At 59.7% G+C, this 18,029-nt stretch carries 15 protein-coding genes; 14 read left to right on the top strand and 1 reads right to left on the bottom strand.

All coding sequences use genetic code 11. From position 1 onward, the window contains the following. Window position 1: 1 nt before the first annotated feature. On the top strand, window positions 2-964 hold the full coding sequence (locus tag PH547_RS01155) for an AEC family transporter (protein WP_104823028.1): 963 nt from the start codon (window positions 2-4) through the stop codon (window positions 962-964). Here PH547_RS01155 and PH547_RS01160 read toward each other — a convergent pair. Then, complete coding sequence (locus tag PH547_RS01160; RefSeq protein ID WP_104823029.1) at window positions 941-2,143, bottom strand: UbiH/UbiF family hydroxylase; 1,203 nt, start codon at window positions 2,141-2,143, stop codon at window positions 941-943. The two genes, PH547_RS01155 and PH547_RS01160, sit on opposite strands and share 24 nt — an antisense overlap. Window positions 2,144-2,356: 213 nt before the next feature. On the opposite strand from PH547_RS01160, the gene pcsA reads away from it, so the two are divergent. From pcsA to glmS, 13 genes are all read left to right on the top strand, one after another. Further along, entirely contained in the window at window positions 2,357-3,082 is a 726-nt protein-coding gene (gene pcsA / locus PH547_RS01165) for a phosphatidylcholine synthase (protein ID WP_104823030.1), read from the top strand. A 12-nt stretch (window positions 3,083-3,094) separates the two neighbouring features. Continuing rightward, window positions 3,095-4,078 carry a quinone oxidoreductase family protein gene (locus tag PH547_RS01170; protein ID WP_104823031.1) on the top strand — a complete coding sequence of 328 codons (984 nt, stop codon included), beginning with the start codon at window positions 3,095-3,097 and terminating at the stop codon, window positions 4,076-4,078. Between the two features lie 40 nt (window positions 4,079-4,118). Next, on the top strand, window positions 4,119-5,693 hold the full coding sequence (locus PH547_RS01175) for an ABC transporter ATP-binding protein (RefSeq protein WP_104823032.1): 1,575 nt from the start codon (window positions 4,119-4,121) through the stop codon (window positions 5,691-5,693). Beyond that, the gene (locus PH547_RS01180; RefSeq protein WP_104823033.1) at window positions 5,683-6,768 is read left to right on the top strand and encodes an ABC transporter permease; all 1,086 of its coding nucleotides are present in this window, start codon (window positions 5,683-5,685) and stop codon (window positions 6,766-6,768) included. Before PH547_RS01175 ends, PH547_RS01180 begins: the two co-directional genes overlap by 11 nt. Window positions 6,769-6,770: 2 nt before the next feature. Then, complete coding sequence (locus PH547_RS01185) at window positions 6,771-7,691, top strand: ABC transporter permease (RefSeq protein ID WP_285167491.1); 921 nt, start codon at window positions 6,771-6,773, stop codon at window positions 7,689-7,691. A 49-nt stretch (window positions 7,692-7,740) separates the two neighbouring features. After that, on the top strand, window positions 7,741-8,817 hold the full coding sequence (locus PH547_RS01190) for a BMP family ABC transporter substrate-binding protein (protein WP_260303857.1): 1,077 nt from the start codon (window positions 7,741-7,743) through the stop codon (window positions 8,815-8,817). A gap of 149 nt (window positions 8,818-8,966) precedes the next feature. Beyond that, on the top strand, window positions 8,967-9,929 hold the full coding sequence (gene ytfQ / locus PH547_RS01195) for a galactofuranose ABC transporter, galactofuranose-binding protein YtfQ (RefSeq protein ID WP_104823036.1): 963 nt from the start codon (window positions 8,967-8,969) through the stop codon (window positions 9,927-9,929). A gap of 189 nt (window positions 9,930-10,118) precedes the next feature. Continuing rightward, window positions 10,119-11,642: a galactofuranose ABC transporter, ATP-binding protein YtfR gene (gene ytfR / locus PH547_RS01200; protein ID WP_260303858.1), complete on the top strand. Its 1,524-nt coding sequence runs from the start codon at window positions 10,119-10,121 to the stop codon at window positions 11,640-11,642. Next, complete coding sequence (locus PH547_RS01205) at window positions 11,639-12,667, top strand: ABC transporter permease (RefSeq protein WP_104823038.1); 1,029 nt, start codon at window positions 11,639-11,641, stop codon at window positions 12,665-12,667. Before ytfR ends, PH547_RS01205 begins: the two co-directional genes overlap by 4 nt. After that, window positions 12,664-13,632 carry a galactofuranose ABC transporter, permease protein YjfF gene (yjfF, locus tag PH547_RS01210; RefSeq protein WP_104823039.1) on the top strand — a complete coding sequence of 323 codons (969 nt, stop codon included), beginning with the start codon at window positions 12,664-12,666 and terminating at the stop codon, window positions 13,630-13,632. The genes PH547_RS01205 and yjfF overlap by 4 nt, the downstream gene beginning before the upstream one ends. A 15-nt stretch (window positions 13,633-13,647) precedes the next feature. Beyond that, window positions 13,648-14,394, top strand: coding sequence for a FadR/GntR family transcriptional regulator (locus PH547_RS01215; protein WP_104823040.1), 747 nt, complete (start codon window positions 13,648-13,650; stop codon window positions 14,392-14,394). A 102-nt stretch (window positions 14,395-14,496) separates the two neighbouring features. Beyond that, complete coding sequence (gene glmU, locus PH547_RS01220) at window positions 14,497-15,858, top strand: bifunctional UDP-N-acetylglucosamine diphosphorylase/glucosamine-1-phosphate N-acetyltransferase GlmU (RefSeq protein WP_285167283.1); 1,362 nt, start codon at window positions 14,497-14,499, stop codon at window positions 15,856-15,858. Between the two features lie 219 nt (window positions 15,859-16,077). Next, the gene (gene glmS / locus PH547_RS01225) at window positions 16,078-17,904 is read left to right on the top strand and encodes a glutamine--fructose-6-phosphate transaminase (isomerizing) (protein ID WP_104823042.1); all 1,827 of its coding nucleotides are present in this window, start codon (window positions 16,078-16,080) and stop codon (window positions 17,902-17,904) included. Window positions 17,905-18,029: the final 125 nt, after the last annotated feature.

Below are 18,029 nucleotides of genomic sequence, written 5' to 3' on the forward strand. Positions count from 1 at the left end.
GATGGCTGACATTGTCGGTCTGTTGCTGCCGTTCTTCGGCCTGATCGTAATCGGTTACATCGCCGCGCGCATCACCAGACAGCCGGCGGAAGCACTTGGCTGGCTCAATACCTTCATCATCTATGCGGCGCTGCCAGCCCTGTTTTTCAAGCTCGTCTCGCAAACGCCGATCGAACAATTGACGCGCGCCGATTTCATCATCACCGATCTGGCCGCGACCTATCTGATCTTCCTGCTGCTGTTCCTGGCCGGATGCTTTCTGCGCCGCAATTCGCTGGCCGACAGCACGATCCAGGCTTTCGCCGGCGCCTACGGCAACATCGGCTATATGGGGCCGGGTCTGGCGCTGCTGGCGCTCGGCGAAAAGGCCGCCGTTCCTGTCGCCCTGATTGTCTGCTTTGAAAATGCGCTGCATTTCATCGTCGCGCCGGCGCTGATGGCGATCGAGGGCGGCGACAAGCGATCGTCCGGACGGCTTGTCGCCGACATTGCCAGAAGAGTGCTGCTGCACCCCTTCATTGTGTCGACCGCGCTCGGCTTCGTCGCCGCTGCTTTTTCGGTCGGCCAGCCGGTCGCCTTCCAACACTTTGTCGACTATCTGGCGCAGGCCGCCGCACCCTGCGCATTGTTCGCCATGGGCGTGACGTTGGCGCTGCGGCCGCTGAAGCGTGTCCCGACCGAGATCGGCTATATCGTTCCGGCCAAACTCATTCTGCATCCGCTGGTCGTTTATGTCGCGCTGCAGGCAGTCGGCGGCTTCGATCCGATCTGGATCGAATCAGCGGTATTGCTCGCCGCCCTGCCAACGGCGACGAATGTATTCGTCATCGGCCAACAATATGGCGTCTGGCAGGAGCGGGCCTCCGCGACGATCCTCATCACCACCGCTTGTTCAGTCGCGACGGTCTCGCTGGTGCTTTATTTGATCAAGTCCGGTGCCCTACCGGCGCAGCTTTTCCCGTAACATCGACGGAAAACCGCGTAAGCCGCCGCCCGGCTCGATGCCTTCACGCATGACGATGTTGCGCAGTGGCGGAATGGCCGAAAGGACGTGCAGCCCCGCGGCTCGCAGCATCTGAACGGGGAGAAAATCCGAAAGCAGAGAGCGGTTCAAGAGATCGACGCTCGCTGTGCGGCTAATGATATCGACGCGGCGACGGCGGTCGAAACTGCCGCCGGCGGATGCTGAAATCGGCTGTCCGGTGGGGCTTGCCAGAATTTCGACGAGCGTCAGTATATCGCGCAGGCTGAGGTTCAGCCCCTGGGCGCCGATCGGTGGGAAAACATGCGCGGCCTCACCGATCAGCGCGGTGCGGCCCTTGCCGAAGCGATAGGCCGTCATGCCGGAGAGCGGCCAAACCTGCACGCTGTCCTCGACCGTAACCTTGCCGAGCATCGATTGCATGCGGTCCTCGATCAGGCGGCCGAGATCTTCCAGCGATTTTTCGGCATTGGCAGCGGCTTCCGCCGGCTTTTGTACCCAGACGAGGCTGGAGCGATTGCCGGGCAGGGGGACCTGGGTGAACGGCCCGCTTTCTGTGTGGAACTCCGTCGAGATGTTCTGATGCGGCAGCGAATGCGCAAAGTTCAGCACCATGGCCGATTGCGGGTAGGACCAGGTCTTGACCTTGATCCCGACCGTTTCCCGCACCATCGAATTGCGCCCATCCGCACCGACGACAAAGGCAGTGTCGAGCGTTTCGCCGTCTTCGAGGGTGACGGTGACGCCATCGTCGCGGACAGTGACCTCGGAGGCCGCCATTTCGATAAGCGTGATATTGCCCTCCGCTTTTACGGCTTCGCTGAGGGCGCTGAGCAGTGCGGCGTTCGGTATATTATAGCCGAAGGCGTCGAGGCCGATTTCAGAGGCGCGAAAGGCGACGGTCGGCGCACGCAGCAGCCGCGTCGTGCCGTCGATGATCTGCATGGTGGTCAGGGGGGCGGTCGAAGGCGCAATCCTGTCCCACAGCGCCAGCCGCTCCAGGAAGCGAATCGATTGGTCCATCAGCGCCGTGGTCCGCCGGTCGGCCTTGTTATGCGGCTGGGCTATGAGGGCAATGGCTCGCCCACCGCGCGCCAAGGCTATCGCCGCGATCATGCCCGCCAGACCGCCGCCGATGACGGCCACTTCAACCTGCTTCATATCGATGCCTCAATTATCTTTCTTTCTGAAAATAGACGCTTAGCCTGTTGAAATCCATGGGATGAAACATCGCAGCGGGTGAAAATGACAAGAACTCGCGCTAGCCTGTGGTACATGGACGCTTTTGCGCTGGCAGCGCCGCGTAAAGGGTGCATATTAGCAAGAAAAATCGCCTGCCGGGGCAGGTAGATAAGCAGGCGAGTAACGGGGCGGATGAAAATCTTCAATTATAAGCGGGTGCCTTACGCGGAAATCCGTGCCTTTTCCGTACATATATTGACGGCATCCGGCTCGTTCCTTGCCTTTCTCGGCGTTGTCGCGGCGGCGGAACATCGCTTTGTCGATATGTTCTGGTGGCTCGGTCTGGCTCTGCTTGTCGATGGCATCGATGGACCGATCGCCCGCAAGGTCAGCGTCAAGGAAGTGTTGCCGAACTGGTCCGGCGATACGCTGGATAACATCATCGACTACGTGACCTATGTGCTTCTGCCCGCTTTCGCGCTTTACGAAAAAGGCATGATCGGCGAGCCCTGGTCCTTCGTCGCTGCGGGGATGATCGTCGTCTCCAGCGCCATTTATTATGCCGATATGGGCATGAAGACGGAGGAATATTTCTTCTCCGGTTTCCCGGTCGTCTGGAACATGGTGGTCTTCACGCTCTTCGTCATCGACGCTAGCGCAACAACCGCCATGGTCCTCGTGGGCGTCTCCGTCGTCCTGACCTTCCTGCCGATCAATTTCTTGCATCCGGTGCGCGTCAGGCGGCTGCGGCCGCTCAATCTTGGTATATTCCTGCTTTGGTCCGCCCTCGGAATCTATTCATTGCTGATGCATTTCGTCATGCCGCAATGGGCTGTTGTCTTGTTTATCGTCAGCGGCATCTATCTTTATTGCATCGGCGCCGTGCTGCAGTTTTTCCCGTCCCTCGGGCGTCAATGAGGATTGCGCATCATGAAGAAGACTAAGGCCATTCGCATCCACGAAAATGGCGGTCCTGATGTCATGAAGTTCGAGGAGGTCGATCTGCCGTCTCCGGGCGCCGGCGAGGTGCAGATCCGTCACGCTGCGATCGGCCTTAATTTCATAGACGTCTATTTCCGTTCGGGCCTTTACAAGGCACCCTATTTTCCTCTGCCGCTCGGCAAGGAAGCCGCGGGCACGATCACGGAAGTCGGGCCGGGCGTGACCGATTTCGCCGTCGGCGATCGTGTCGCCTATGTCGGCAGCGACGGCGCCTATAGCATCGAGCGCAACATAGAAACCCGCCATCTGGTCAAGGTGCCTGACGATATCCCACTCGAAACCGCGGCATCGATGATGCTGAAGGGGATGACGGCCGAATACCTCTTGAACCGCACCTTCAAGGTCGGCCCCGGAACGACGCTGCTGTTTCATGCCGCAGCAGGTGGCGTCGGCTTGATCGCCGGCCAATGGGCCAAGGCTCTCGGAGCCGGCACCGTCATCGGCACTGCCGGTTCTGCGGAAAAGGTCGAACTGGCATTGGCGCACGGCTATGACCACGTCATCGATTACAGTAAGGAGAGCTTTGCCGATCGTGTCCGCGAGATTACCGGCGGCAAGGGCGTCGACGTCGTTTACGACTCGGTCGGCAAGGACACGTTCCCACATTCGCTCGATTGCCTGAAGCCGCGCGGCATGTGGGTGACCTTCGGTCAATCGTCCGGCCCGATCGAGAACTTCAATCTCGCCATCCTCAATCAGAAGGGTTCGCTTTTCGCCACGCGGCCAAGCCTTTTCGCCTATGTCGCAACGCCTGAGGAGCTGAGAGCCAGCGCGAAAGCATTATTTGCTGTTGTGCAAAGCAGCAAAGTGCGTATCAATGTGAACCAGACCTATCCGTTGAGCGATGCGGGGCGCGCGCACACGGATCTGGAAACAAGAAAAACGAGTGGAACTACGCTGCTGATCCCATAGATCCGAAAGGGCAGGACAGTGGGAAGGAAATGAGGGGAACGTGTCGTCATTCGATGTGCCGGCAACCGGTGCGTTATTGTCGGTTCGCAAACTGACTAAGCTGTTCGGTAGCTTTGCTGCCTGCAATGGAATTGATCTGGAAATTCAGCCCGGCGAGATTCACGCTCTGCTCGGTGAGAACGGCGCAGGCAAATCCACTCTGGTGAAGATGCTGTTCGGCGTTTTGGAGCCGACCGAGGGCGAAATCGCCTGGCAAAACCAACTCGTCTCGATTGGCTCGCCGGGCGAAGCACGCAAGCTTGGCATCGGCATGGTGTTTCAGCATTTCTCCTTGTTTGAGGCGCTGACGGTCGCTGAGAATATCGCCCTTTCCCTTGATGACAGCATTCCGATCGGCAAGATCGCTGAGGAGGCTGCCAGCCTGTCGCAAGCCTATGGCCTGCCGCTGGATCCCCATGCTCATGTCGCTGACCTTTCCGTCGGCGAGCGCCAGCGTATCGAAATCGTCCGTGCGCTGCTGCAGAATCCGAAGCTGATCATCCTCGATGAGCCGACCTCGGTGCTGACACCGCAGGAAGCCGACCGCCTGTTCGAAACGCTCTTCCGGCTCCGGGACGAAGGCCGTTCGGTGCTCTATATCAGCCACCGCCTGGAGGAGGTGCAACGCATCTGCTCCCGCGCTACGGTGCTGCGCCATGGCAAGGTAACCGGTGCCTGTGACCCACGGCAGGAAACGCCCGGCTCGCTCGCCCGCATGATGGTCGGCAGCGATGTTGCCAGCGTGCAGCATGAAGGCCTTGGCAAGAAGGGCGATATCCAGCTCGAGGTCGCCGGTCTCTCTGTGCCCGCGCGCGCGCCCTTTGCCATGTCGCTGAAGAATGTTTCGCTCCGCGTACGCGCGGGCGAGATTCTGGCGATCGCCGGCGTTGCCGGCAACGGGCAGGGGGAGTTGTTCGATGTCGTTTCCGGCGAACATACCGTGCCTTCAGACGATTTGATCCTGGTGCGTGGCCAGGCGGTCGGCACCAAGGGTATCAATACGCGCCGCCTGCTGGGTGCCGGTTTCGTGCCGGAAGAGCGGCATGGCCATGCGGCGGTGTCGGGGCTGAAGCTTTCAGACAATCTCGTGCTGGCCCGCAGCAAATCGGACCGCCGGGCCTTCCTCGGCGGTGGTTTCCTGAAGGTGATCCGTCGGGGCGCGGTCAAACAGGCGACCAAGCGCATTTCCGAAGCCATGGACGTGCGCAAAAGCGGCGAGGACCCGACTGCGGGCTCGCTCTCTGGCGGTAACCTGCAAAAGTTCATCGTCGGTCGTGAGCTGGACCGGCAGCCGACGGTGCTGGTGGTCAATCAGCCGACCTGGGGTGTCGACGCGGGTGCCGCAAGCCATATTCGTCAGGCGCTGGTCGATCTTGCCCGCAACGGCTCGGCCGTGCTGGTCATCAGCCAGGATCTCGACGAAATATTCGAGGTGGCCACCGATATTGCCGTCATTTCGGAAGGACGGCTGTCGCCGGCTTATCCGGCGGGCGAGCTGACACGGGAAAAGATCGGTCTCCTAATGGGCGGCCTGCATGAATCAAAGACGCATCCGGAGCCCATGCATGCGCATTGAACTTGAAAGGCGCCCGCAGGCTTCGAAACTGTTCGGCTTCCTGTCGCCGCTGCTCGCCCTCGCGCTGGCGCTGATTGCCGGTACCATTATGTTCGCCGTCCTCGGCAAGGACCCGGTGGAAGCGCTGGACGCTTTCTTCGTCGAGCCTCTGCTGGAAGTCTGGTCGCTGCACGAACTGGCGATCAAGGCGGGGCCGCTGATCCTGATCGCGGTCGGCCTTTGCGTCTGCTATCGGTCCAACAACTGGAACATCGGCGCCGAAGGCCAATTTACCATCGGTGCGGTCGCCGGCTCCTACATTCCGATTGTCTTCACCGATTGGCATTCGCCGATGGTCCTGCCACTGATGCTGATCGCCGGCGCTGTCGGCGGGGCGCTCTATGCCGCCATTCCGGCGTTGTTGAAGGCGCATTTCAACACCAATGAGATCCTGACGAGCTTGATGCTCGTTTATATCGGGCAGCTCTACCTGGATTGGCTCTCACGCGGCCCTTGGCGCGATCCGCAGGGCCATAATTTCCCGCAGAGTATCGATTTTCCGCCGGAGGCGGTGCTGCCGGCGATCTGGGCGGACTCCGGTCGGGCGCATTGGGGGATCGTCTTTGCCATCGTCGCGGCGATCCTTGCCTGGTTCATGATGAAATACACGCTGAAGGGCTTTGAGATAACCGTTCTTGGCCAATCGGAACGAGCAGGCCGCTTCGCCGGCTTTTCCTCCAAGAAAATGGTCTGGTTCGGCTTCCTCTTCTCCGGCGCGCTGGCAGGCCTTGCCGGCATTTCCGAGGTTGCGGGTTCGATCGGCCATCTGCAGCCGGCAATATCGCCGGGCTACGGCTTTACCGCCATCATCGTTGCTTTCCTGGCGCGTCTCAATCCGCTCGGCGCGATCCTTTCCGGCTTCGTGCTGGCGCTGACCTATCTTGGCGGCGAGGCGGCGCAATTATCGCCCGGCATCTCCGCCAAGGCGGCGAGCGTCTTCCAGGGGTTGTTGCTTTTCTTCGTGCTCTCCTGCGATACGCTGATCAACTATAAGATCCGGCTGGTCTGGTCGCGGGTTCGGGGAGGTGCGGCATGAGTATGAGTGTCTTTGAAGCGATCCTCCTCACCATCATCACGGCCTCGACGCCGCTTGTTATCGCCGGCCTCGGCGAACTTGTGGTGGAACGCTCCGGTGTGCTCAATCTTGGCGTCGAAGGCATGATGATCATCGGTGCTGTCGCCGCCTTCGTCGGCGCACAGGTGAGCGGATCGCCCTATGTGGGCCTCATCGCCGGCATTGCCGGCGGCGCGCTATTTTCGCTGTTGTTCGGCTTCCTGACGCTGACGCTGGTGACCAATCAGGTGGCGACGGGTCTGGCGCTGACCATCCTTGGCCTCGGTCTCTCCGGCATGATCGGGGAAGGTTATGTCAGTGTGCCCGGAGTGCAGTTGCGGGAAATCGTCTTCCCGGTCTTGTCCGATATTCCGCTCGTCGGGCCGGTGCTGTTCAAGCAGGATCTGACTTTCTATCTGTCGATCGCGCTGCTCATCGGGGTCAACTGGTTCCTCTTCCGCAGCCGCAGTGGCCTGAAGCTGCGCGCCATCGGCGACAGTCATGGCTCGGCACATGCCCTCGGCATCGACGTCATCCGCACGCGCTATCTCGCCGTCATGTTCGGCGGCGCCTGCGCCGGGCTCGCTGGTGCACAGTTGTCCCTGGTCTACACGCCGCAATGGGTCGAGAACATGTCGGCCGGCCGCGGCTGGGTGACACTGGCCCTTGTTGTCTTCGCGTCGTGGCGGCCGATGCGCGTCCTGGCCGGCGGCTATCTCTTCGGCGCAGTGACGATCCTGCAGTTTCATGCGCAGGGCTTCGGCGTCGGCATTCCCTCACAGTTTCTGTCGATGCTACCCTACGCATCGACTATTGTGGTTCTCATCATCATCTCTCAAAATCGTCGGGCGACATTGATCAACACGCCAGCGTCGCTTGGCAAGGCCTTCGTTCCGGAGCGCTAAGAACAACAACCGGACGGATTTCGTAAATATCAAACCAGCAGGGGTAACCATGAAAAAACTAGCACTCGCACTCGCCACCACGGCCGCTGCCATTGTCGGCTTCGGCGCTGCGGCCGAAGCGGCTCCGACCAAGGTCTGCTTTGTCTATGTCGGCTCGCATACGGACGGCGGTTATTCGCAGGCGCACGATCTCGGCCGTCAGCAGGTCCAGAAGGAGTTTGGCAACAAGATCGATACGCCTTATCTCGAAAACGTACCGGAAGGCCCGGACGCCGAACGCGCCATCGAGCGACTCGCCCGCTCCGGCTGCTCGCTGATCTTCTCCACATCGTTCGGCTTCATGGACGCGACCGTCAAGGTCGCCGCGAAGTTCCCGAAGGTTAAGTTCGAGCATGCGACCGGCTTCAAGAGCGGCCCGAATCTCGCCACCTACAACTCGCGCTTCTATGAAGGCCGCTACATCCTGGGTCAGATCGCTGCCAAGACGTCGAAGAATCACGGTGCCGCCTACATCGCTTCCTTCCCGATCCCGGAAGTGGTGATGGGCATCAACTCCTTCGAGCAGGGCGCGCGCTCGGTCGATCCGAGCTTCAAGCTCAAGGTCGTCTGGGTCAACACCTGGTTCGATCCCGGCAAGGAAGCCGACGCTGCCAAGGCCATGGTTGACCAAGGCGTCGATATCTTGACGCAGCACACCGATACGACGGCACCGATGCAGGTGGCTGAAGAGCGCGGCATCCATGCCTTCGGTCAGGCGTCCGACATGATCGCCTCCGGCCCGAAGGCGCAGTTGACGGCCGTCGTCGACACCTGGGGCAACTACTACTCCAAACGCGTCCATGCGCTGCTTGACGGCACCTGGAAGGCCGAACAGAGCTGGGATGGCCTGAAGGACGGCATTCTGAAGATGGCGCCGTACACCAACATGCCCGACGACGTGAAGAAGATGGCTGAAGAGACCGAAGCCAAGATCAAGTCCGGCGAACTCGCGCCCTTTACCGGCCCGATCAACAAGCAGGACGGTACGCCCTGGCTGAAGGCCGGCGAGAAAGCCGATGACGGTACTCTGCTCGGCATGAACTTCTATATCGAAGGCGTCGACGACAAGCTGCCGGCTTCAAAATAAGAAAATCAGGCGGAAAACGCTTGAGTTGAAAAGGGCGTCCAAGGGACGCCCTTTTTTGTTGCAGTGCGTCATAGAATCCCGATTTACAAAAGTATTACTATATGATTTTTTGCCTTCGGCCGTAGGAGTTGGCCAATTGGGAGGACATCATGAAATTTAAGACTGCACTGGTGAGTGCCACGATTCTTGCTGCTTGCATGTTTACGACCGCATCGGCAAAGAATTTGGTCGTCGGCTTTTCGCAAATCGGTTCGGAATCCGGCTGGCGTGCGGCGGAAACGACGGTTACGAAACAGCAGGCTGAAAAGCGCGGCATCGACCTCAAATTCGCCGATGCCCAACAGAAGCAGGAAAACCAGATCAAGGCGATTCGCTCCTTCATCGCGCAGGGTGTCGACGCGATTCTCCTGGCGCCCGTCGTGGAAACGGGATGGGACTCTGTTCTGAAGGAAGCCAAGGAAGCCAAGATCCCCGTCATCCTGCTTGACCGCACGATCAACGCCCCGAAGGATCTCTATCTGACCGCCGTTACCTCGGACCAGATTCACGAAGGCAAGGTTGCCGGTGACTGGCTTGTGAAGACTGTCGGCGACAAGAAGTGCAATATCGTCGAGCTGCAGGGCACCACCGGTTCCTCGCCGGCCATCGCCCGCAAGAAGGGCTTCGAAGAAGCCATCAAGGGCCATGACAACCTGAAGATCGTCCGCAGCCAGACCGGCGATTTCACCCGCGCCAAGGGCAAGGAAGTCATGGAAAGCTTCCTGAAGGCCGAAAATGGCGGCAAGGACATCTGCGCGCTCTACGCTCATAACGACGACATGGCCGTTGGCGCTATCCAGGCGATCAAGGAAGCCGGCCTGAAGCCGGGCAAGGATATCCTGACCGTATCCATCGATTCGGTTCCGGACCTCTTCAAGGCCATGGCGGCCGGCGAAGCAAACGCGACGGTGGAACTGACGCCGAACATGGCCGGCCCCGCCTTCGATGCCCTCGACGCGTACCTCAAGACCAAGAAGGAGCCGCCGAAGTGGATCCAGACCGAGTCGAAGCTGTACACACAGTCTGACGACCCGCAGAAGGTCTACGAGGAGAAGAAGAACCAGGGCTATTGATGTAAAAAAAGCGAACCGCATCGGCTGGCAAACGGCCGATGCGGGCTTTTCTACGCGGCATTGCGGGCGGGGAAGCTTCCGCATTTAGGTGAACTACCCGAATGCGAGTAAGATGTACGCACGGCGCTTTAGCGAGCGGCGTATTTCGCACCTTTGCATACCGGCTCAATTCAAGGAAATTCTTGCTCCATGGCTCACGATGTCGAGCGTCTTCTGACGGCTACCGGCTTCTGCAAATATTTTCCCGGCTCCACCGCTCTGGATCATGTCGATTTTACGTTGCGGCGGGGCGAGGTTCATGCGCTTCTCGGCGAAAATGGTGCTGGGAAATCGACGCTGATCAAGTGCATGACCGGCGCCTATCGCCGCGACGCAGGCAGCCTTGTTCTCGATGGCGCCGAAATCGACCCGCACGATACGCTGGCGGCGCAGAAGCTTGGTATCGGAACGGTCTATCAGGAGGTGAACCTCCTTGCGAATTTGAGTGTAGCGGAAAATCTGTTTCTCGGCCGGCAGCCAAGACGGCTCGGCATGATCAGCAGCCGTGCGATGAACAGCATGGCGAAAGACCTGTTGTCGCAATACGGCATAGACATCGATGTCAGCCGTCAGCTCGACCGTTTCTCCGTCGCAATTCAGCAAGTCATCGCGATCGCACGTGCCGTGGATCTCTCTGGCAAGGTTCTGATCCTCGACGAGCCGACGGCCAGCCTCGATACGCACGAAGTTGCCATGCTTTTCGGTATTATCCAGAATCTGAAGCAGCGCGGATTAGGAATTGTTTTCATTACGCATTTTCTTGAGCAGGTCTATCAGATTTGCGACCGCATAACCGTTCTGCGCAACGGCCGCCTTGTGGGCACGCGCGATGCGGAGGGCCTTTCCCGGCAAACCCTGATCGCCATGATGCTGGGCCGCGAACTCGCGCAGGTCGAAGCGACCGCGAAGCAGGCGGTCGGCGAAAGCGGGCCGGTCAGATACCGCTTCACCAATTTCGGCAAACGCGGCAAAATTAAGCCCTTCGACCTGGAGGTTCGGGTCGGAGAAGTGGTTGGGATTGCCGGTCTGCTGGGCTCAGGACGCACGGAAACCGCGGAAGTGCTCTTCGGCGTCGAGCGCGCCGACAGCGGCGAGGCAAAGATCGAGGACAGGAATGTGACCCTTTCGGGCCCTCGCGCTGCCATCAAGAGCGGCTTCGGCTTTTGCCCCGAAGACCGCAAGACGGATGGCATCATCGGCGATCTTTCCATCCGCGAAAACATAGTCATGGCGCTCCAGGCCCGCCGCGGCTGGGCGCGCCCATTACCGCGCAGCGAGCAGAACGCGATCGCCGATCGTTATATCAAGGCGCTGGATATCCGCACCACCGACCGCGAAAAGCCGATAAGGCTGCTGTCCGGCGGCAATCAGCAGAAGGCCATTCTGGCGCGCTGGCTGGCGACCAATCCCAATTTCCTGATCCTGGACGAGCCGACGCGCGGCATCGATGTCGGCGCGCACGCGGAGATCATCCGACTGATCGAAGATCTTTGCCAGCAGGGAATGTCGCTAGTCGTGATCTCGTCCGAGCTGGAGGAACTCGTGGCCTATAGTTCCCGCGTCATCGTGCTGCGTGACCGCGAACATATTGCCGAACTGACAGGCGACAAGATTACCGCCAGCCATATCGTCGACTCGATCGCGACGGGCGAGAGCAAGCGGGAGGAAGCATGAGTTCCCAGATCAAGGCCCTGTTGCTTCGATTGGCCCCGCAGCTCATTGCGCTGTCAGCGATTCTTCTATTGAATTTCATTATGTTCCCACAGTTCTTTCATCTGGAACTGCAAAATGGCAGATTGTATGGCAGCATCATCGATGTTCTCAATCGCGGTGCGCCCGTAGCGCTTCTGTCCATCGGCATGACGCTCGTCATCGCCACCAAGGGCATCGATCTCTCGGTCGGCGCGGTGATTGCAATTTGCGGCGCCGTTGCCGCATCCGCCATCGTCTCCGGACATTCTCTCGCCTATACGCTGATACTGACCATCGGCGTCGGGCTTGCATGCGGGCTTTGGAACGGGTTCCTCGTCGCGGTTCTCGATATTCAGCCGATCATCGCCACGCTGGTGCTGATGGTCGCCGGCCGCGGGATAGCCCAATTGATCACCGAAGGCGTCATCATGACCTTCAATGACGATGGGCTCATCTTCTTGGGAAGCGGGTCCTTCGGCTCCCTGCCGATGCCTGTCGTCATCTGGCTGTTGGTGGCATTGGCGGTTATTCTTCTGGTGAGACGCACGGCTCTCGGCATGCTCGTCGAGGCGATCGGCATCAACCGGCGGGCCAGCACGCTGTCGGGCATTCAGACGCCGGTGCTGCTGATCGCCGTCTATGCGCTGAGCGGCCTGTGCGCTTCGATCGCCGGCATCATCGTTTCCGCCGATATCAAGGGCGCCGATGCGAACAATGCCGGTCTTTGGCTCGAACTTGACGCGATCCTGGCCGTCGTCGTCGGTGGCAATTCCCTTCTTGGCGGCCGTTTCAGCATCGTCGGCTCACTGATCGGCGCGATGATCATCCAGTCGGTCAATACCGGCATTCTGCTGTCCGGCTTCCCGCCGGAGTTCAATCTGGTGATCAAGGCCGTCATCGTCATCATCATTCTGGTCATCCAGTCTCCAGCTCTCCAATCCGTCTCGTCGTTTTTCTGGCGTCGGCGGGGCGCGGCGCAGATGATCCATGAGGAGCAGGCAAAGTGAATTCGAAATATCTTCCTCTGCTCGTGACGATCGTCATTTTCCTGCTGGCCTACACCGGCTGCGTGATGGAGTTTCCGACCATGCTGTCGACGCGCGTCGTCGGCAATCTGCTGACGGATAACGCTTTTCTCGGAATTGCCGCCGTCGGCATGACGTTTGTCATCCTTTCCGGCGGCATCGATCTGTCGATCGGTTCGGTCATCGCCTTTACCGGCGTCTTCCTGGCTATCATTCTGCGAGATACCTCGATCCATCCGTTGCTCGCCTTCGCGCTTGTTCTGGCGATCACGACGATCTTCGGCGCGGGCATGGGTGCCATCATCCACTATCTCAGCATGCCGCCCTTCATCGTCACTTTGGCGGGCATGTTTCTCGCGCGCGGCATCGCTTTCGTCCTCTCGATCGACAGTATCCCGATCGAGCATGATTTCTATTCGCAACTGAGCGATCTCTATCTATTGCTGCCAGGCGGCGGCCGTCTGACGCTGATCGGCGGTATCATGCTGATCGTCTTTGCAGGCGGCATTGTGCTGGCGCATCGCACCCGCTTTGGCGCCAACGTCTATGCGTTGGGCGGCGGGGTGCAGACGGCTCAGTTGATGGGTGTGCCGGTCGGCCGCACAACGATCCAGATCTATGCGCTGTCCGGCTTTCTCGCCGGTCTATCCGGAATCGTTTTTTCGCTCTATACGTCGGCAGGATATTCGCTGGCTACGGTTGGGGTCGAGCTGGATGCCATTGCCGCCGTGGTCATAGGTGGAACATTGCTCACGGGGGGAGCAGGGTTCGTTGGAGGAACTCTCATCGGAATTCTCATACAGGGCTTGATTCAGACTTATATCACCTTTGATGGAACGCTCTCCAGTTGGTGGACTAAGATATTAATCGGGCTGCTGCTCTTTGCGTTTATTCTGATGCAGAAGGGACTTCTGCTGCTTTCCCGCTTCAATCGACGTTACGCTTAGGGAAGGACAGAGTGTTTGCGCGGCCGATTGCTTGAAACCAGGAAAACCGAAGGAAAATCCCGAACGAGCCATGCTCAGGTCGTGGATGATCTTGGAAAAGCGATTGTGTCCGGCGCCTTTCCCATCGGCAGCATTCTCCCTGGCGACAGCGATCTTCTGCAGCGGTTCAAGGTGTCGCGCACCGTGCTGCGCGAGAGCATGAAGACGCTCGCGGCAAAAGGATTGGTCGTGCCGCGCGCCCGCGTCGGAACCCGTGTCACCGAAAAGATCCATTGGAACATGTTCGACAGCGCGGTGCTGACCTGGCACTTTGAAAGCGGCGTCAACGAGGAGTTCCTTCTCCACCTCTACGACATTCGTTTGGCCTTCGAGCCGTTTGCCGCCAGCCTCGTGGCGAAGCGGGCCAGCCCCGAAGAAATCGAGTCGTTGCGAAAGCTGGCGATGGCCATGGCCGCGCCGGAACATACGCCTGATAGTCTCGCCGTCGCCGATCTTCACTTTCACCTGGCGATCACGGAAGCCTCCCACAATCCCTTCATGCGTTCGCTCGGCGGCCTGATCGAAGCGGCCCTCGTCGGCATGTTCCGGATGAGCGCACCTCCGACCAGCAACGGCTTCGGCAATATTGCCGATACGCATATGGCGATCGTCGACGCTATCGCCGCCGGCGACGAATTGGCGGCGCACAAGGCGATGGAATTCGTTATTTTCGACGGCCGCCGGCATGTCCAGCAAGCCTTCGCGGCGCTCGCGGACGCTTGACGTCTACGTCTAATTTCGCCGTAGTTCACCGCTCAACTAGTTGCTATGAGGAGATGAGGCCTGCTCTCGGGCCTCATCGGACCGTATCTTTCGGAGCTTGAAATGGAACGCACCTGCCTCGCCATCATCCTCGCCGCCGGCGACAGCACCCGCATGAAGTCGTCGATCTCCAAGGTGCTGCACCCAATCGCCGGCCGTCCGATGATTGCACATGTGATGGACGCGATTGCCAAGACCGATATTTCTGCTGCCGCGCTCGTGGTCGGCCGCAACGCGGAGGAGGTCACTGCGGCGGCCGCCGTCGGCGGCGTCAAGGTGGAAGCCTATCTGCAGAAAGAGCGTCTCGGCACCGGCCATGCAGTGCTTGCGGCGCGCGAGGCGATCGCCAAAGGGTATGACGATATTCTCGTGGCCTATGGCGACGTACCGCTGCTCACCGATGCGCCGCTTCGCGCGGCACGTCAGGGGCTAGCCGATGGCAATGACATCGTCGTCATCGGCTTTCATACGGAAAACCCCAACGCCTATGGCCGGCTGCTCGTCAAGGACGGCGAGCTGATCGCCATCCGTGAGGCAAAGGACGCGACCGACGCCGAGCTTGCGGTTACCTGGTGCAATAGCGGCCTGATGGCGATCAACGGCCGCAAGACGCTCGATCTGCTCGACCGTATCGGCAACGACAATGCCAAGCGCGAATATTATCTGACCGATCTCGTCGAGATCGCCCGCTCTCTCGGCGGCCGCGCGGTCGCCGTCGATGCGCCCGAAGTGGAGATGACCGGCTGCAACAACCGCGCCGAACTCGCCGTTATCGAGCGGCTCTGGCAGGAGCGGCGCCGTCATGAGCTGATGCTTTCAGGCGTCACGATGATTGCGCCAGAAACGGTGTTTCTTGCCTATGACACGGTAATTGGCCAGGACGCGCTGATCGAGCCGAACGTCGTCTTCGGCCCCGGCGCCGTCATCGATGGCGGCGCGGTCATCCATGCCTTTTCGCATATCGAAGGCGCCCATGTCAGCGCCGGCGCCACGGTCGGCCCCTTCGCGCGGCTGCGTCCGGGTGCGGACCTTGCCGGCGGCTCGAAGGTTGGTAATTTCTGCGAGGTGAAGAACGGCAAGATCAGCGAGGGCGCGAAGGTCAATCACCTGACCTATATCGGCGATGCCACGGTCGGCGCCGGCAGCAATATCGGCGCGGGCACGATCACCTGCAACTATGATGGCGTCAACAAGCACGAGACGCATATCGGCGCCAACAGCTTCATCGGCTCGAACTCGTCGCTGGTTGCGCCCGTGCGTATCGGCGACAACGCCTATGTCGCCTCAGGCAGCGTCATCACCGAGGATGTGCCTGCCGATGCGCTTGCCTTCGGTCGCGCCCGCCAGGAGGTAAAACCTGGCCGTGCCAAGGTCATTCGCGAGAGAGCCTTGGCCATCAAGGCAGCGAAGAAGGGCAGCCACTAAGCCTAAAGTCCAGCGCATGAGCCCTTAAATCGGAATCGATTTAAGGAAAGGAATATGCGCTACTCTAAAGTCCTACTGCGTTCTCAACGCGTCCTTTGGATCCGCGTTGCAGTAGGGTCGCGTAACGGTCGGAAACCGAAAGTGACCATCGCGGCAATTGAGAAAACTATAAGAATCATTAGGACTTGCGCCAAGATTTTGGGCCAGACGGAGAATTGCATGTGCGGCATTGTCGGGATTGTCGGAACGAAGCCTGTGGCGGCACGATTGGTGGATGCCTTGCGGCGTCTCGAATATCGCGGCTACGATTCGGCTGGCGTTGCCACCATCCATAACGGCGTCATGGACCGCCGCCGCGCCGAAGGAAAACTCTTCAATCTCGAAAAGCGACTGGATGTCGAGCCGCTACCGGGTGTCACCGGCATTGCTCACACCCGCTGGGCGACCCATGGCGTTCCCAACGAAACCAACGCCCATCCGCATTTTGTCGAAGGCGTCGCCGTCGTTCACAATGGCATTATCGAGAATTTCTCCGAGCTGCGCGAGGAATTGAAGGCCGAAGGCCGGGTCTTTGCCACACAGACCGATACGGAAGTTGTTGCGCATCTTCTGGCGAAATATCTCCGCCAGGGCCTCGATCCGCGCGCAGCCATGCTGAAGATGCTGAACCGCGTCACCGGTGCCTATGCACTGGTCGTCATGTTCCAGAACGATCCCGACACGCTCATGGCGGCCCGCTCCGGCCCGCCGCTCGCCATCGGTTTCGGCAATGGCGAGACATTCCTCGGCTCCGACGCGATTGCGCTGGCGCCCTTCACCAACGAGATTACCTATCTCGTCGACGGCGACTGCGCGATCATCACCCGCGATGGCGCCACGGTTGTCGATTTCAGCGGCCAGGAGGTCAGCCGCGTTCGGCAGATATCGCAGGCGACTGCCTATGTCGTCGACAAGGGCAATCATCGCCACTTCATGGAAAAGGAAATTTACGAGCAGCCGGAGGTGATCTCCCATGCGCTCAGCCAATATGTCGATTTCGCCAGTCATCGAGTGCGCCCGAATGCGTCGGCGATCGATTTCAGCGCGGTGTCCAGCTTGGCGATTTCAGCCTGCGGCACGGCGTATCTTGCCGGCCTGATCGGCAAATATTGGTTCGAGCGTTATGCCCGCCTGCCGGTCGAGATCGATGTGGCTTCCGAATTCCGCTATCGCGAAATGCCGCTATTGCCCTCGCAGGCTGCGCTATTCATCTCGCAATCCGGCGAAACGGCGGATACGCTTGCATCGCTGCGCTACTGCAAGGATCATGGCCTGAAGATCGGTGCCGTGGTCAATGTGAAGGAATCGACCATCGCGCGCGAATCCGATGCGGTGTTCCCGATCATGGCCGGCCCCGAAATCGGGGTTGCCTCTACCAAGGCCTTCACCTGCCAGCTTGCTGTGCTCGCATCTTTGGCGATCGGTGCCGGCAAGGCGCGTGGTACGGTCAGCGCTGAGGACGAACAGGCGATGGTGGGTCATCTCGTTGAGATGCCGCGCATCATGGCCCGGGTGCTGAACATCATCCAGCCGCAGATGGAAAGCCTTGCCCGTGAGATCTCAAAGTTCAACGACGTGCTTTATCTCGGACGCGGCACCAGCTTCCCGCTCGCCATGGAAGGCGCGCTGAAGCTCAAGGAAATCTCCTACATCCACGCCGAAGGCTATGCTGCCGGCGAGCTGAAGCACGGTCCGATCGCGTTGATCGACGAGAACATGCCTGTTATCGTCATTGCGCCCTATGACCGCTTCTTCGACAAGACCGTCTCCAACATGCAGGAGGTGGCGGCCCGCGGCGGCCGCATCATCTTCATCACCGACGAGGCAGGGGCTGCGGCTTCCACCTTGCCGACAATGGCGACGATCACCCTGCCGGTTGTCGATGAAATCATCGCACCGATCATCTTCTCGCTGCCGATCCAACTGCTCGCCTATCACACGGCAGTCTTTATGGGCACGGACGTCGATCAGCCGCGCAATCTCGCCAAGTCGGTGACGGTAGAATAGGCCGTATTCCCCGCTCTTTTCCTAAAATAACGTCGTCGTGAATGGGGCGCCGATTCCCATTGATGACATGACTGCCGGGTTGTGCGACGCGCCGATTTCTGGCACGTTTTACGGAGGAGATGGTG

Origin of the sequence: Rhizobium cerradonense (genome assembly GCF_030182455.1) — a bacterium.
Lineage (GTDB): Bacteria > Pseudomonadota > Alphaproteobacteria > Rhizobiales > Rhizobiaceae > Rhizobium.